This is a genomic window from Duganella sp. GW821-FHT01E12 (genome assembly GCF_059422325.1).
In genome coordinates this window covers 128,624-142,530 of sequence record NZ_JBWKWR010000013.1, presented here as the reverse complement: position 1 = coordinate 142,530, position 13,907 = coordinate 128,624, and the positions used below count along the sequence as shown (strand labels likewise).

Below are 13,907 nucleotides of genomic sequence, written 5' to 3'. Positions count from 1 at the left end.
TGTTCAGTCACTATAGCCATCTCAACATCATTAATAAACACAATTAAAACTATGAAATCGATAGCAAACTATCACCTTCTAACCGAGACTAGGAACAACTATCTCAATCCAATGAAAAATAGCAGTTAGGCAAACAGCCCAACTGCTATTTCTGCATCCGTCTAGAGCGAGAGGGCACAACTTACACCAACAACCCCTGAACTTGACGAAGTACTTCAGGCTCAAGCTGCTGATTTTGCTTGGCCAGGTTAAGCTGCTTGGCGGTCGTTGCGATATCAACCGTACTTTGGTCCACTTTGTAGCCCCCGCGCGGCAACATCCAGCGCAAAACATCTATGAGATGCCATAATGCGGAGCTTCCTTCATGTACTGGAGCTGGAAAGGTCGAAAAATTGGTGATCGCGAGTTTGCGCATGTTCTGTCGAGTAACGCCAACCACATCTGCGATATCTGTGAGGCCAACTAAGTCAGGACCCGCCTCGATAAGTTTTGCGGTGGGAATAGCCATTTTGACATCCGCAAGTGCACTAGTCAGCGCAGCAAATGCATTGTCAGCTTCACGCGTGAATTCCAGCGCAATGCGACCCGGTTGGCCAATGCCAACCAAAGCATCATCGCAGCCAGCCTCACCCAGCCGCTCAACCAATTCATCCGGATTGGCGTCGTCACTGGATAATTGATAGTTGAGTTTGAAAGTAAATTCCATCGCTACTCCTTAGCGGCATCATCAGTTTTTTTCTTATGCGTGGTGCAGTTATCAACCACACGCTTGAGAGCTTTGCCGTGGTTGCCCGCATTTTTGGGAGTGCTCCACACCGAGGTGATACAGTACTCGCCACAACGACATTCATCATCGTTGTAAGGGCAATAAATCTTCCCCCACGCGTGGCTGCCACCTACTTCAACGCGCCAGCCGTTTGCTTCAGCATGTTTAAGAGCATCCTCAACTTCCTTTTTCGGGTGCGCAGTACGAGCCATCCATATCTCCAATCCTAGTGGCATGGCAATCGGTTGTCAAGTGACAACCGATTGTGGGGCGCGCATCAAACGCATAGCAACCAACTATGAGCCTTGTTGCGGTACGGAATAATATGGCTAAGTCTTGGGTGTTAAAAGGAATGGGCCAAGTGCTTATTAAACCCCACAAGAAAAAAAAAGCCCGCTAAGTTAGCGGGCTGAATCTATTTCCTTGGAGGAGATAGAGGAGACAGGTGAATGATGCTGCATCGCGGCATATAGGTCCAATTTATATTGGCAATAGCAGAAATACACACCGTGAATAACTAAAAAAAAAGCCCCGCGACATGCACGGGGCCCGGTTGTGTTCAACAGCTTATTTGTTGGCGTCCATCGCGTACGGCAGCACGCGCGAGGCCATGCGGGTGTCGGTTTTCAGCAGTCCCACCTCGTCGGCCAGGATGTGGACCGCTTCGTTCAGCAGCACGTCCTTGGCGGCCTTGGCGGCCTTTTCCGCGTCCAGCTCGGCCGTCAGCGAGCGCTCGTCGCCCTGCAGGCCGTCGTCGGTGCGCAGCGCGCCCTTGACCGCCGCCACCTTCGGCACCGGCGCCGTCTTGCCGTTGGCAGGCTTGGCCGAGATCGCCTTGTTCAGCACGTCCTTCGGATCCGGCAGCAACACCGGATCGTCCGCACCCGGCGTGGTCGACAGCAGGCGCGCCTCGCGCAGCTTGGCGCGGGCTTCCTGGGCGTCGCGCTCCTTGCGGCGCACCGCCTCGTTGAGCGAGATCAGGTTGTCCTTGCGCTGCTTCTTGACCAGTGCGATGTCCTCGGTCAGGTACTGGAAGTCCTTGTCCTTGGCCACGCGCGCCTCGTGCTTCTTGTCCAGCAGCGGCAGGATTTCCTTCAACTCGCCGGCCGGGATGTAGACCGCCGGCTTGATCGAGGTCCACGGCAAGGCGTTGTCGTAGCTCGACTCGCCGAAGGTGTCCGAATCGGCCATGGTCGGCAGCTTGATGTCGGGCGTGACGCCGCGCAGCTGGGTGGTGCCGCCGTTGATGCGGAAGAACTGGGCGATGGTCATCTTCAGCTCGCCGTAATGCACCTTGTCGTTCTGCGAGAAGCGGTCCAGGCCGAAGATGGTCTGCACCGTGCCCTTGCCGAAGCTCGGCTCGCCGATGATGACGCCACGGCCGTAATCCTGGATCGCGGCCGCGAAAATCTCGGAGGCCGAGGCCGAACCACGGTTGATCAGCACGCCCAGCGGGCCATCCCAGGCCATGCCCGGGTTGGTGTCGCTTTCGACTTCGATCTTGTTGTCGCTGTTACGCTGCTGCACCACCGGGCCCTTGTCGATGAACAGGCCGGTCAGCTGCACCGCCTCGGCCAGCGAACCGCCGCCGTTGTTGCGCAGGTCGATCAGCACGTTGTCGACTTTTTCCCTCTTCAGCTCGCCCAGCAGGCGGGCCACGTCGCGGGTGGCGCTCTTGTAGTCCTTGTCGCCCTTGCGGCTGGCCTCGAAGTCCTGGTAGAAGGTCGGCAGCGAGATCACGCCGATGCGGCGCTTGGCCGTGCCATCCTTGACTTCCAGGATGGACTTCTTGGCCGACTGCTCCTCCATGCTGATCTTCTTGCGCACCAGCGACACCAGCGCGTGCTTGCCGTCGACGCCGGCGTCGGCCGGCAGAATGTCGAGCCGCACGGTGGAATCCTTGGGCCCGCGGATCAGCGCGACCACGTCGTCGATGCGCCAGCCCAGCACCTCGGTCATCGGCGAGCTGTCGTCCTTGGCCACGCCGAGGATCTTGTCGCCGACCTTGATCTTGCCCGACAAGCCGGCCGGGCTGCCCGGCACCACTTCGCGCACCACCGTGTATTCGTCGCGGGTCTGCAGCACGCAGCCTATGCCTTCCAGCGACAGGCGCATGGCGATGTCGAAGTTCTCCGACGCGCGCGGGCCCAGGTAGTTGGTGTGCGGCTCGATCGACATGGCGTAGGCGTTCATGAAGATCTGGAACACGTCCTCATTGGTCAGCTTGCGCGAGCGGCTGATGTAGTTCTCGTAGCGCTTGTCGAGCGTCTCGCGGATGCCCTTGTCGTCCTTGCCGGCCAGCTTGAGGCGCAGCCAGTCGTTCTTGACGCGCTTGCGCCACAGTTCCTTCATCTCGGCGTCGCTCTTGACCCAGTCGGCCTTCTCGCGGTCGTACTGGTAGCTGTCGTCGAGGCTGAAGTCGGGCTTGGTCTTGAGCAGTTCGCGCGCGTACGCGATGCGCTCGTTGAAGCGCTGCTGGTACAGGTTGTAGATGGCGAACGGCACGCTGAGGTTCTCGCCGTTGATGGCGTCGTCCAGGCGGGTGCGCACGATGGCGTACTGGTCGAGGTCGGCCTGGGTGAAGAACAGTTTTTCCGAATCCAGCGATTTAAAATAGCGGTCGAAGATTTTTTCCGACATGGCGTCGTCCAGCGGGGTGGACTTGTAATGCAGTTTGGTCAGCACCCGCGAGGCCCATACGGCCGCCTGGGCCTGGCCAGGCTGGGGTTTGAGCACGGTCTCCGCCGCGGCTTTTTCCGGCACGGCGGCGCCGGCCTGCGCCGACAGCGCCGCTAAAATGGCCACCAACAGCATTTGCTTCTTCATCGGCTTACTCCGAAACGTAGTGTTATCAATATCGTCCTGCGCAGTGCTCCTGCCTGCCATTCCATTCTACAGGATAGCACCGCACCCAGGCTCTGGGAGTTTGCAGTGTCCCTGCGCAAGCTTAAGCGGGCCTGAAATACCCCACAGGCATCGATGTTGCCATGCAGCAAAACTGTGATATCATGCCGCTCTGTTGTTTTTTGACGGCCCGCCACGCAGCACTCCGGCAGCGCCCGTTCGCCTCGACCCGTGAGGCGCCCTGATGTCCTCACGCAGTCGCTCCGCTGGAGCATGCTCGCCTTCGAGCCCTCAATCCGCAGTACCTAGACCTGATAAGCACATGCAAACCTTTACTATGACCCCCCGCGACTGGGGCGTCGGCACCAAGATTTCCGTTTTCACTTTCGGCCTGATCGCCGTCATCCTGGCCATGTTGCTGAGCCTGATCAACATGAGCACTTCGGCCATGCTGACCGAGCGCGCCAAGGCCAACGTCGCCAACACGCTGGGCGGCATCGCCAACACCGTCGAGGTGTTCAACACCGCCATGACCAACGAGGCGTCGAGCTTTGCCCGCCTGTTCGCGGCCGGCTTCGGCGACGGCAAGTTCACGCTGGACGCCGGCGCCACGGTCGACATCGGCGGCAAGCCCACGCCCACGCTCAAGCACGACGGCCGCGCGCTGAACCTGGACTTCGCCATCCCCGACAAGTTCACCGCCGACACCGGCGTGGTCGCCACCATCTTCGCCGCCAGCGGCGAGGAGTTCGTGCGCGTGAGCACCTCGCTGAAGAAGGAAAACGGCGAGCGCGCGGTCGGCACCCAGCTCGACCACGCCCACCCGAGCTACGCGCCGCTGCGCGCCGGCGGCAACTACATCGGCCTGGCCACGCTGTTCGGCAAGCAGTACATCACGCAGTACGATCCCATCAAGGACGAGCGCGGCCAGGTGATCGGCGTGCTGTTCATCGGCCTGGACATCTCGAAGAACATGGCCATGCTGAAGGAAAAAATCAAGGCCATCAAGATCGGCGACACCGGCTACATCTACGTGCTCAACGCGGCGCCCGGCAAGGCGCAGGGCACGGCGCTGGTGCATCCGGCCAAGGAAGGCGAGAACCTGATCGACAGCCAGAGCAGCGACGGCCGTCCCTTCGTCAAGGACATGCTGGCGCAACAGAAAGGCGCGATGAGCTACGCCTGGTCCGACAGCGCCGGCGCCGCGCCGCGCGACAAGATGGTCGAGTTCCACACCTTCAAGCCATGGAACTGGCTGATCGTCGGCGGCACCTACACCGAGGAGATCACCCACGAAGCGGGCCAGCTGCGCAACCGCTACGCCCTGCTGGGCCTGGTGTCGCTGGCGCTGTTCGCCGTGGTCCTGTTCCTGCTGGTGCGCGCCAACGTCACGCGCCCGCTGGCCCGCGCCGAAGCGGCCGCGGCCCGCATCGCCCAGGGCGACCTGGACGTGCAACTGGCCATCGACAACAAGGACGAGATCGGCCGCGTGCTGCGCGCCCTGAACGGCATCAGCCAGAACCTGTCGGGCGTGGTCGGCCGGGTGCGCCTGGGCGCCGAGCAGATCGCCACCGCCTCCAACGAGATCGCCGCCGGCAACCTCGACCTGTCGTCGCGCACCGAAGAGCAGGCCTCCAGCCTGGAGGAGACCGCCGCGTCGATGGAGCAGCTCAGCAGCGCCGTCAAGCAGAACGCCGACAACGCCGCGCAGGCCAACCAGATGGCGCTGGCCGCGTCCGGCATCGCCGCCAGGGGTGGCGAAGTGGTGGCGCAGGTGGTCGACACCATGGGCTCGATCAACCAGTCCTCGCGCAAGATCGTCGACATCATTTCGGTCATCGACGGCATCGCCTTCCAGACCAACATCCTGGCGCTGAACGCGGCCGTGGAAGCGGCACGCGCCGGCGAGCAGGGCCGCGGCTTCGCGGTGGTGGCCTCGGAAGTGCGCAACCTGGCGCAGCGCTCGGCCACGGCGGCCAAGGAAATCAAGGCGCTAATCGACGATTCGGTGGGCAAGGTCGAAACCGGCAGCGAGCAGGTGGCGCGGGCCGGCACGACGATGCAGGAAGTGGTGGTCAGCGTGCGCCGCGTGACCGACATCATGGCCGAGATCAGCAGCGCCAGCGAAGAGCAGCGCGCCGGCATCGGCCAGGTGCACGAGGCGATCGCGCAGATGGACCAGGTCACGCAGCAGAACGCCGCGCTGGTCGAGGAAGCGGCGGCGGCGGCCCATGCGCTGCAGGACCAGGCATCCGACCTGGAGCAAGTGGTGCGGATCTTCAAGCTGGGCGATGCCCACGCCGCGCCCCGCCTCGCGCTGAGGTAAGCTGCGCCGGCGCCGGCTTTGCCCTATAATCGCGCCATGGGCAAATTTCTGAAGCACCGGCGCGGCTACAGCCTGATCGTCTGCATGGCGATCGTGCTGAACCTGTTCGCCCCGGCGATCGGCCACGCGATGGCCGCGCTGGAGCGCGATCCGCTGGCGCTGGAAATTTGCAGCAGCGGCGCGCCGGCCAAGCCCGCGCCGGGCGATCCGGCCACGCACGCGATCAAGCATTGCGCGCTGTGCGCCACCCATGCCGACACCTGCGCGCCGCCGCCGGCGCCGTCGTCCGCGCTCACCGTGCTGCGCGGCCACGACGCCTATCCGGCGCTGCACTACCAATCCCCCACCCCGCTGTTCAACTGGTCCAGCGCGCAGCCGCGCGGGCCGCCCGCCCTGGCTTGACCTCCCGTTAAATCCGCATGCCACCGCGCCGCACCGGCGACGGCCGGCGTGCGCCTGTTCAACGACTCACAGGATCAACCATGCAACGCCGTACCCTACTCACCGCGCTGGCCGCGGCGGCCACACTGCCGCTGGCCGCGCATGCCGCGGCGCCGGCCTACACCGGCATCGACATCACCGGCAGCAGCATCGGCCCCGACTTCCGCCTGTTCTACGGCGACGGCAAGCCCGCCTCGCTGCAGGACTTCAAAGGCAAATACGTGCTGCTGTTCTTCGGCTTCACGCAATGCCCGGACGTCTGCCCGACCGCCCTGTCGCGCGCCGTCGAAATCAAGAAACTGCTGGGCGCCGACGGCGCCAGGCTGCAAGTGCTGTTCGTCACCGTCGATCCCGAGCGCGACACCGCCGCGCTGCTGGCCGACTACATGCGCGCCTTCGATCCCGGCTTCGTCGGCCTGCGCGGCGACGCCGCGCAAACCGCCAAGGCCGCCAAGGACTTCAAGATTTTCTACCGCAAAGTCCCCAGCGGCAGCTCGTACACAATGGACCACACGGCCATCACCTACGTGTTCGATGCCGCCGGCAAGATCCGCCTGGCCTTCAAGCACGAGCAAACCGCCCAGCAATGCGCGGCCGATCTGCGCCAACTGATGCAACCCAAAAAAGAAACCAGCTTCCTGAAAGAACTCTTCTCATGAAACGCATGATCTACCTGATGCTCCTCGCCGCCCTGCCCGCGTTCGCGCAAGTGACCGTCAGCGAGGCCTGGGTGCGCGGCACCGTGGCCTCGCAGAAAGCCACCGGCGCCTTCATGACGCTGACCTCGGTGCAGAACAGCCGCCTGGTCGGCGCCAGCTCGCCGGCGGCCGGCGTGGTCGAGGTACACGAAATGAAGATGGCCGACGACGTTATGCGCATGCGCCAGATCGACGGCCTGGCGCTGCCCGCCGGCCAGCCGGTCCAGCTGTCGCCGGGCGGCTACCACCTGATGCTGATGCAGCTGAAGCAGCCGCTGAGCAACGGCGAGAAGATCCCGCTGACGCTGGAGTTTGAAGACGCACACAAGGTTCGCAGCAAGGTCGCGGTGGACGCCGTCGTCAAGCCCTTGAACGGCGCGCACTAAGCGCGCCCGGTGGCCGTCAGAGCGCCCGCAGCAGCGGCCACCAGTAGGACATCGACCACCACAGCAGGCCGGCGATCAGCAGGTACGGCCAGGAGCGCAGCGCGATCTTCCAGTCGACCGTCGACGGCCAGCAGGCCAGGAACTGCGGCGCCACGGCGAACGCCAGCGCCAAATCTATCCACTGGAAATGCAGCCCGGCGCGGGTGCGCCACCACGCCACCACGAACGGCAGCAGCACCACCACGAACGGCGCCAGCGCCGACGGCGCGGCGTTGTACCAGCGCACCCGCGTCAGCCTGACCGAGCCCAGCTCCCAGCCGTGCCCCACCCTGCGCGGGATCACGGTGAACGCGGCCGGCCGCGCATAGGTCAGCAGGCCGGCCACGAAATGCGCCAGTTCATGGCACACGGTGCCAGCCACGGTGAACAGGAAAAAGATGGGATGCCGCGCCGACAGGACGCGGATCAGCAGGGCCAGCACGAGGGAAGGCGCCAGATACAGCAAAATGTCGCGGTGTTGGCAAAACCACGCCGGCGCGAGCGTACTACATTCAAACAGGCTGCTCATGGCCGCATCGTCGCACGGAGGCGGGGGCGCGTCAATTGCGCACAATATAGTTGTACGATGTCTGACATCTAAGTTATGATCGCTGCAAAACCATCATAGCAAGGAGACCGCATGACACCTCAACCGACCAAGGCCAGCCGGGTACGCTGGCTGATACTGGCCATCCTGTTCGCCGTCACGACCATCAACTACGCCGACCGCGCCACCATCGCCATCGCCGGGCCGGAGCTCAAGAAGCTGCTGGGCCTGTCGCCCGTGCAGATGGGCTTTGTGTTCTCGGCCTTCGCCTGGTCCTACGTGCTGGCCCAGCTGCCGGGCGGCTGGCTGCTGGACCGCTTCGGCTCCAAGCGCACGTATTTCTTCAGCATCTTCCTGTGGTCCACCTTCACCATGCTGATGGGCACGGTGGGCTTTCTGACCGGCGCCGCCGCGCTGTCCACGCTGTTCTGCCTGCGGCTGCTGATCGGCGCGGCCGAGGCGCCCTCCTTCCCCGGCAACAGCCGGCTGGCCTCGGCCTGGTTCCCGACGGCCGAGCGCGGCACGGCGGCGGCCATCTTCAACTCGGCGCAGTATTTCGCCACGGTGCTGTTCGCGCCGCTGATGGGCTGGCTGGTCCACAGCTTCGGCTGGGAGAGCGTGTTCTACGTGATGGGCGGGCTGGGCATCGTCATGTCGCTGGTCTGGCGCAAGACGGTCTACGGGCCGAAGGATCATCCGGCCATCAACGCGGCCGAGCTGGACTACATCGCGGCCGGCGGCGCGCTGGTGGACCTGGAGAGCAAGGACAGGGCCGTCGCCACCACCACGCTCGACACCTGGTCCTGCATCCGCCAGCTGCTGGGCAACCGCATGCTGCTGGGCGTCTACATCGGCCAGTACTGCATCAACACGCTGACCTACTTCTTCCTGACCTGGTTCCCGGTCTACCTGGTCAGCGAGCGCCACATGACGATCCTCAAGGCCGGCTTCGTGGCGGCGCTGCCAGCGGTGGCGGGCTTCCTTGGCGGCGTGCTGGGCGGTGTGATCTCCGACCGCATGATCAAGTCCGGCAAGTCGCTGTCGATGGCGCGCAAGACCCCCATCGTCGGCGGCATGCTGCTGGCGATGTCGATGATCGTCTGTAACTACGTCGACGCCGACTGGCTGGTGGTGCTGGTGATGTCGCTGGCCTTCTTCGGCAAGGGCGTCGGCGCGCTGGGCTGGGCGGTGGTGGCCGACACCTCGCCCAAGGAGGCCGGCGGCATGAGCGGCGCGCTGTTCAACACCTTCGGCAACACGGCCGGCATCACCACGCCGATCGTGATCGGCTACATCCTGCAGGAGACCGGCTCGTTCGCCGGCGCGCTGGTGTTCGTCGGTGCCAACGCCGCCGTCACCGTGTTGTGCTACGTGCTGATGGTCGGCGAGATCAAACGCTTCGAATTCACAACGCCGGTGTTGCGCCACATTGACGGCGCGGTGCCGGATGCAGGCGCCACCGTGCCCGCGACGAGCGTCAACTGATGACGCACCGACTCTGCGACGGCCGGGAACGCCGCCGCAGAATTATCAAGAACGACCGATAGTCAGATACAAGGTCAACGCATTATCTGCTGTACGACGGAACCCAGCGTCGTTTTAGACGGGATGCCCCCATCCATTGCCTCTTCAGCCGATCATTCGGACGGAATTGATCGTCCAGCGCCGAGGAGGTGGCGCGACTCTGCTGTGGGCATATCCCTCGCTGGCCAGCACCGCGCTGTCCTTCACAAAGCGCAAGGCAGACAATTTCATGTTGTTCATAAATATTCTAAATCATTTATACCATTTTCGTTTTCGCGAACCCTGGCAACTCGCTGGCTGCCTGCCAGCGAGTTGCGCCATAAGGCGCGGGTTTTCCTTATAAATGATTTATACCGTTTCCCTAACCCGCGTGAGCAGAAACATCCGCCATTTCAACGGGATTCTTCCAATGCTCAGTAATGAACTTCCACGCCGCGTCCTTATCTGGGAACGTCACTCCTTCCAGCGAAATCCCGTCCGGAGTCTTTTCAAACGGCTTCCCTGTGAGAGGATTGGTGATGGTCACTGTTCCTTTTCGCGCAATCGCTTGAGCGACTCGTTCAGCCTTAGTTCCGCGTGCATTCGCCTGTCCCATTTCGTCACTCGCTTCCTTATCGGCCTAGCACCGCGCCCGACCTTCTCAATGCCACAGCCCGCTCGGGGCGGGCTTTGGTATTGCAGTAGGCGATTTTCCGTTTCAGTTTCGTTTAATCGGCATCGAGCCGACAATTGACTCCCCGCCCGTCGTTTCGTGCAGAGATTCCATCAGACCCGCAACGGTGTCCGGATGACCGGCGACTGCCCAGGTAGTGTGACCGCAGTCGCACATTCCAGCGAATGCGCCTTCAATACCGACCATGCCGCGCGCGTCCGTCGTATGCACATCGGTAATCTCGGCCTTGCAATTGTTGCAGACAATTGACTTGGGCTTGATCGCCTCGATTTTCTGTAGAGCTTGGGCTGCTCGTTCATCTCTACTGCCGCGTTGTTTTGCTTGGCCCATCTGTTTGTCCTAAAATTGTATAAATCGTTTTCACCTGTGCGAAAGCACCCCGGAATTTTCCCGATTAATCGAGTGGGATGACGCGAGTGTTCGCGTTGGGATATTTCTCGCGAACGATGCGCTTCGCCGCCGGCAAGCTGACGGCTTCGATAATGACAGTGCTCATAACTAGGTCGGAGCGAATCTGTTTGCCACTGGCGTCGGTTACCTGCCCCAACATTAGCATGCGATATTCAGCCTCCATTCCCGCCTTAATGATATGGACATTGAATCCCTTTTTCGCCATGATCGATTCCGCTACGAGGCGGCCTTTCAACTGGGGAGGCACCATGCCTACTGACGTCCTCGTACAGTGGTGTCAATTGCTGTTAGCAAACATATCGATAGTGTACGTATCTTTCACCGGCCTCGTCCTGTTCTCAGGACCAAATCCTCGCTGTGCATAAGACTCTGCATGCGAAGGATGGTTCACCTCCAAGAATTTCAACCATGGGAATGCGGGGTGATATCCCTGCAGCATCCGATCCAACCTTCCGCGATCAATAAGCTCCACCGTAAGACCGGCATCTGCGGCTCGTTTCCTTTCATTTAGCGCATATGTCGAGAAGTGATCGGCTGTAGAGACTACGATGCCGTGTTTAGACGGATATGTAACCATAGTGCCCAACAAGTGTCGCAGCGTTAAAACTCCTTCACCTTTCCGTGAATCTTTTCGACGTTTTACTTGAATCAGCCATTGCCGCTCCGACGAATCGATAAAGAGGACGTCTGTACCACCATCTTTGGGCTTTCCAACATGGATAACCTCGGCGTGTGCATAATTTTGGCGCCAGATATCGGCCACAAATTTTTCGAGAACTTTTGGATCTAGAGAGTTCCATCGTTTCGGATCTCGGCGGAGCCATATCGCAAGTTCTTGAAAGCATCCTTCGGGGGCCTTCGGTTCAAAGGACCTCAACTTCCCCACAGACGCATCCCATACAACAATGCGACCCTTCGTGCCGCCAGAAAACCAATGCCAGTACCAACATCGTTGGCACACTGCAAGCGTTCCATGGACGCACATTCCGTCCGCATTGGCTTCATCGTCGACTACAACCGATTCACCTGCAAGGTCGTCGTAGTATTCAAACGTGTCGCTGCCGATAAGATTGCTGTTGCAAAAGGGACAGTGCGTGCGTCCGCGCATGGCCCGATCGATCCACGTGAAAATTTCTCTATTACGTTTCTGGGGCAAACTATTGCCATTAAGGATCCACTCATTCGAGTCATCATCCCGATAGAAATGATCGAAATCGCTATACGCGTCACGCTCAGTTGAGCTCAGCCTAGATCGAAGTTGATCGGCAGACGGGTTAGGGTGCATACTCTTTCCTAGCTGGCCGAGAAGGTCACCGACACGCGGCTATTCGCACGCTTCATAATCTGGTCTGCTTGCCCTTTGGACGCGGCGCGCGCCAGCTCCTCGGGATCTGCCTCGTTGAGGATCGAGACGGCCACGCCAAACTTGCGGCCGCGATCACGGTAGTAGTCCAAGACTTCGATCTTGCGTTCGTTCAGCGTCGCGAAAATCTTACCGTCCAGCGCCTGTGCTTCGGCAATCGTAGGTGTGTTCATTGCGGTTCCTTGTAAGCTGGCTTCCGGCCAGCTACGGGGCACCACGAGAGCGCCGGATTTTCACATTAATGCAATTTGTAGGCGATATAGCAAAGCACGCAGAAGATACCCGCCAGCCATTTAGAGATTCCCGCGAGAACATCGACGCATCGCATCAAATCCTTGTGAACAGTGTCGAGCCGCTCCACTTCTGGATGTTCAGCACGAAATAGTTCCTCGGCCCGCATCTGTGCTTGAATCGCATCCCGCGCATGAAAGGCTGCACAAAATTCGTCCCCCTCCGCCATGGCTTCTTCGAACTTCTCGTCATGCTCGCTAGCTTCGCCGCGAACGTCGATGGAGGTCTTAGTCATGGGGTTTTCCTTAACCCTCGATCGCAATCGGGGCGGTCTTATAGCCAACGTACAAGGGGTGCCTCGGCGTTCCATCCTTACTCAACTTCAGCGCAAACGGCTTGATGCCATTGTTTCTCAGCAACCGCAATACCGCCTCGCCACGGCCGCCGAGAGCGCCAGGCTGCCCCCACCCACAAACTACGATCGAAGCACGTCGAGCCGCCTCAAGAATCATCGCATCGTTGTCCTCGCCGACAAGGTCAAATCCAGAAGCGTGTAGCGGAGCAAGTTTGTCAGACTCCGTTTCCCGATAGGCAAATACATTGGCCACCTCCAGACCGCCAACAGCGAAGTTGAAGCCCAGCTGCGGCCACATCATCACGCGCTTTATCTGGTGTGCAACTGTGGGGTCGTTGTCAACTTCGTCGGCTTTGCTCGGATTCATCAGCAACAGCAGGGCCGTTGGCAGCGTATCGTTCCATACCCTCCACAGCAAGTAGCGGTAAACCTCGCAGTCGGAAAAGATTGCGCCGGTTGATCCGGTCAGGTATTTTATTTCTCGGCGTATCACGCTATCTTCTCTGCTTATTGGTAACCGCTAGCCTTGGCGTTTGACACACATTCATCGAACCGTGATCTACCGACAGATGATGAAATCAACCCAGTGCCGACCTGCTTACAGATGATTGCACCACCACTGGCATTCTTCAATGTCTGTTCCTGCACTGGGACGAAGGCGCATCCGCTCAACACAATTGCGATTGCTACAGCATTGAACGTTTTCATTATGTATTTTCCTTATAAACCGTTTATACGGTATTTTCCTTGCGCCAGCGGCCGGCCGGTTGCGGGCGCCGCCAGGGCGCGTTTCCAACGTCAGAATTTTCCAACCGTCATTGAACAGCAATCCGCAATCAGTCACGATATTCCTCCGGCGCCGATTCGCCTTTAGGTTTGCTCATCGTCGATAGTTGAGTCCAGGATGAAAGCACAAGAAGAACGGATGCCACGATAAATGTGGACAGCATTAAGCTATAAAGGTAGCCGGGAGAGTCTACCAAAACTTGAAATGGTCCCGCTTCGCCTGGTGAACAGGACTGGGCATCCAAGAAATTGACCGCCTCGTATGTGTAAAATGCGCCCGCACAAATTGCCACCAAGTAAAACGCCCATGCACTGAGCAGAAGCCTGGTCACACCTGTTCCTGGCTTTGCGCCGACGATTTTCTCTCTGAGGACCATTGTCAATCCGAGCGCACCGGAACTGAGAGAGATAAACGTCTTCGCGGTGTCGATGTACATTGACATCACATCCTTTTCCTGCACCCACTGAAGGGCACCTCGAAAAACCACCCCAATTCTGGCATGATGTTGACGAACTG

Annotated in this window: 18 protein-coding genes; 5 read left to right on the top strand and 13 right to left on the bottom strand. The window is 60.3% G+C overall.

Annotated features, from left to right (window positions below):
- Positions 1-181 precede the first annotated feature (181 nt).
- The 3 genes from AC07WS_RS26885 to AC07WS_RS26875 form a co-directional block, all read right to left on the bottom strand.
- Positions 182-706, bottom strand: a complete 525-nt coding sequence (locus AC07WS_RS26885; RefSeq protein WP_494732013.1) for a DNA-binding protein — start codon at positions 704-706, stop codon at positions 182-184.
- A gap of 2 nt (positions 707-708) precedes the next feature.
- Complete coding sequence (locus AC07WS_RS26880; protein WP_494732012.1) at positions 709-978, bottom strand: hypothetical protein; 270 nt, start codon at positions 976-978, stop codon at positions 709-711.
- Between the two features lie 355 nt (positions 979-1,333).
- Positions 1,334-3,592, bottom strand: a complete 2,259-nt coding sequence (locus AC07WS_RS26875) for a carboxy terminal-processing peptidase (RefSeq protein ID WP_494732011.1) — start codon at positions 3,590-3,592, stop codon at positions 1,334-1,336.
- A gap of 340 nt (positions 3,593-3,932) precedes the next feature.
- Between AC07WS_RS26875 and AC07WS_RS26870 the strand changes: the two genes are divergently transcribed.
- The 4 genes from AC07WS_RS26870 to AC07WS_RS26855 all read left to right on the top strand — a co-directional run bounded on the left by AC07WS_RS26870 (position 3,933) and on the right by AC07WS_RS26855 (position 7,461).
- The gene (locus AC07WS_RS26870) at positions 3,933-5,936 is read left to right on the top strand and encodes a methyl-accepting chemotaxis protein (RefSeq protein ID WP_494732010.1); all 2,004 of its coding nucleotides are present in this window, start codon (positions 3,933-3,935) and stop codon (positions 5,934-5,936) included.
- Between the two features lie 36 nt (positions 5,937-5,972).
- On the top strand, positions 5,973-6,338 hold the full coding sequence (locus AC07WS_RS26865; protein WP_494732009.1) for a DUF2946 domain-containing protein: 366 nt from the start codon (positions 5,973-5,975) through the stop codon (positions 6,336-6,338).
- A gap of 80 nt (positions 6,339-6,418) precedes the next feature.
- On the top strand, positions 6,419-7,036 hold the full coding sequence (locus AC07WS_RS26860) for an SCO family protein (RefSeq protein WP_494732008.1): 618 nt from the start codon (positions 6,419-6,421) through the stop codon (positions 7,034-7,036).
- On the top strand, positions 7,033-7,461 hold the full coding sequence (locus AC07WS_RS26855) for a copper chaperone PCu(A)C (RefSeq protein WP_494732007.1): 429 nt from the start codon (positions 7,033-7,035) through the stop codon (positions 7,459-7,461). Before AC07WS_RS26860 ends, AC07WS_RS26855 begins: the two co-directional genes overlap by 4 nt.
- A gap of 16 nt (positions 7,462-7,477) precedes the next feature.
- Here AC07WS_RS26855 and AC07WS_RS26850 read toward each other — a convergent pair whose 3' ends face one another.
- On the bottom strand, positions 7,478-8,029 hold the full coding sequence (locus AC07WS_RS26850; RefSeq protein WP_494732006.1) for a hypothetical protein: 552 nt from the start codon (positions 8,027-8,029) through the stop codon (positions 7,478-7,480).
- A 111-nt stretch (positions 8,030-8,140) separates the two neighbouring features.
- On the opposite strand from AC07WS_RS26850, the gene AC07WS_RS26845 reads away from it, so the two are divergent.
- Positions 8,141-9,532, top strand: a complete 1,392-nt coding sequence (locus AC07WS_RS26845; protein WP_494732005.1) for an MFS transporter — start codon at positions 8,141-8,143, stop codon at positions 9,530-9,532.
- A 144-nt stretch (positions 9,533-9,676) separates the two neighbouring features.
- Here AC07WS_RS26845 and AC07WS_RS26840 read toward each other — a convergent pair whose 3' ends face one another.
- From AC07WS_RS26840 to AC07WS_RS26800, 9 genes are all read right to left on the bottom strand, one after another.
- Positions 9,677-9,811 carry a hypothetical protein gene (locus AC07WS_RS26840; protein ID WP_494732004.1) on the bottom strand — a complete coding sequence of 45 codons (135 nt, stop codon included), beginning with the start codon at positions 9,809-9,811 and terminating at the stop codon, positions 9,677-9,679.
- A gap of 121 nt (positions 9,812-9,932) precedes the next feature.
- Positions 9,933-10,097 carry a hypothetical protein gene (locus tag AC07WS_RS26835; RefSeq protein ID WP_494732003.1) on the bottom strand — a complete coding sequence of 55 codons (165 nt, stop codon included), beginning with the start codon at positions 10,095-10,097 and terminating at the stop codon, positions 9,933-9,935.
- A 171-nt stretch (positions 10,098-10,268) separates the two neighbouring features.
- Entirely contained in the window at positions 10,269-10,574 is a 306-nt protein-coding gene (locus AC07WS_RS26830; protein WP_494732002.1) for a hypothetical protein, read from the bottom strand.
- 64 nt (positions 10,575-10,638) lie between these two features.
- Positions 10,639-10,860 carry a hypothetical protein gene (locus tag AC07WS_RS26825; protein ID WP_494732001.1) on the bottom strand — a complete coding sequence of 74 codons (222 nt, stop codon included), beginning with the start codon at positions 10,858-10,860 and terminating at the stop codon, positions 10,639-10,641.
- A 72-nt stretch (positions 10,861-10,932) separates the two neighbouring features.
- Complete coding sequence (locus AC07WS_RS26820) at positions 10,933-11,940, bottom strand: restriction endonuclease (RefSeq protein ID WP_494732000.1); 1,008 nt, start codon at positions 11,938-11,940, stop codon at positions 10,933-10,935.
- Between the two features lie 8 nt (positions 11,941-11,948).
- Positions 11,949-12,191, bottom strand: a complete 243-nt coding sequence (locus AC07WS_RS26815; protein WP_494731999.1) for a hypothetical protein — start codon at positions 12,189-12,191, stop codon at positions 11,949-11,951.
- Between the two features lie 65 nt (positions 12,192-12,256).
- Complete coding sequence (locus AC07WS_RS26810) at positions 12,257-12,544, bottom strand: hypothetical protein (protein ID WP_494731998.1); 288 nt, start codon at positions 12,542-12,544, stop codon at positions 12,257-12,259.
- A 10-nt stretch (positions 12,545-12,554) separates the two neighbouring features.
- Positions 12,555-13,097, bottom strand: a complete 543-nt coding sequence (locus AC07WS_RS26805) for a DUF1643 domain-containing protein (protein WP_494731997.1) — start codon at positions 13,095-13,097, stop codon at positions 12,555-12,557.
- A gap of 343 nt (positions 13,098-13,440) precedes the next feature.
- On the bottom strand, positions 13,441-13,827 hold the full coding sequence (locus AC07WS_RS26800) for a hypothetical protein (protein ID WP_494731996.1): 387 nt from the start codon (positions 13,825-13,827) through the stop codon (positions 13,441-13,443).
- Positions 13,828-13,907 lie beyond the last annotated feature (80 nt).

Excerpts from the sequence above, each read along its gene's own strand:
- AC07WS_RS26855 (WP_494732007.1), top strand. The coding sequence starts at position 7,033 with ATGAAACGCATGATCTACCTGATGCTCCTCGCCGCCCTGCCCGCGTTC.
- AC07WS_RS26825 (WP_494732001.1), bottom strand. The coding sequence starts at position 10,860 with ATGGCGAAAAAGGGATTCAATGTCCATATCATTAAGGCGGGAATGGAG.
- AC07WS_RS26850 (WP_494732006.1), bottom strand. The coding sequence starts at position 8,029 with ATGAGCAGCCTGTTTGAATGTAGTACGCTCGCGCCGGCGTGGTTTTGC.
- AC07WS_RS26865 (WP_494732009.1), top strand. The coding sequence starts at position 5,973 with ATGGGCAAATTTCTGAAGCACCGGCGCGGCTACAGCCTGATCGTCTGC.
- AC07WS_RS26845 (WP_494732005.1), top strand. The coding sequence starts at position 8,141 with ATGACACCTCAACCGACCAAGGCCAGCCGGGTACGCTGGCTGATACTG.
- AC07WS_RS26875 (WP_494732011.1), bottom strand. The coding sequence starts at position 3,592 with ATGAAGAAGCAAATGCTGTTGGTGGCCATTTTAGCGGCGCTGTCGGCG.
- AC07WS_RS26840 (WP_494732004.1), bottom strand. The coding sequence starts at position 9,811 with ATGAACAACATGAAATTGTCTGCCTTGCGCTTTGTGAAGGACAGCGCG.
- AC07WS_RS26885 (WP_494732013.1), bottom strand. The coding sequence starts at position 706 with ATGGAATTTACTTTCAAACTCAACTATCAATTATCCAGTGACGACGCC.
- AC07WS_RS26820 (WP_494732000.1), bottom strand. The coding sequence starts at position 11,940 with ATGCACCCTAACCCGTCTGCCGATCAACTTCGATCTAGGCTGAGCTCA.
- AC07WS_RS26880 (WP_494732012.1), bottom strand. The coding sequence starts at position 978 with ATGGCTCGTACTGCGCACCCGAAAAAGGAAGTTGAGGATGCTCTTAAA.
- AC07WS_RS26800 (WP_494731996.1), bottom strand. The coding sequence starts at position 13,827 with ATGTACATCGACACCGCGAAGACGTTTATCTCTCTCAGTTCCGGTGCG.
- AC07WS_RS26815 (WP_494731999.1), bottom strand. The coding sequence starts at position 12,191 with ATGAACACACCTACGATTGCCGAAGCACAGGCGCTGGACGGTAAGATT.
- AC07WS_RS26830 (WP_494732002.1), bottom strand. The coding sequence starts at position 10,574 with ATGGGCCAAGCAAAACAACGCGGCAGTAGAGATGAACGAGCAGCCCAA.
- AC07WS_RS26810 (WP_494731998.1), bottom strand. The coding sequence starts at position 12,544 with ATGACTAAGACCTCCATCGACGTTCGCGGCGAAGCTAGCGAGCATGAC.
- AC07WS_RS26860 (WP_494732008.1), top strand. The coding sequence starts at position 6,419 with ATGCAACGCCGTACCCTACTCACCGCGCTGGCCGCGGCGGCCACACTG.
- AC07WS_RS26870 (WP_494732010.1), top strand. The coding sequence starts at position 3,933 with ATGCAAACCTTTACTATGACCCCCCGCGACTGGGGCGTCGGCACCAAG.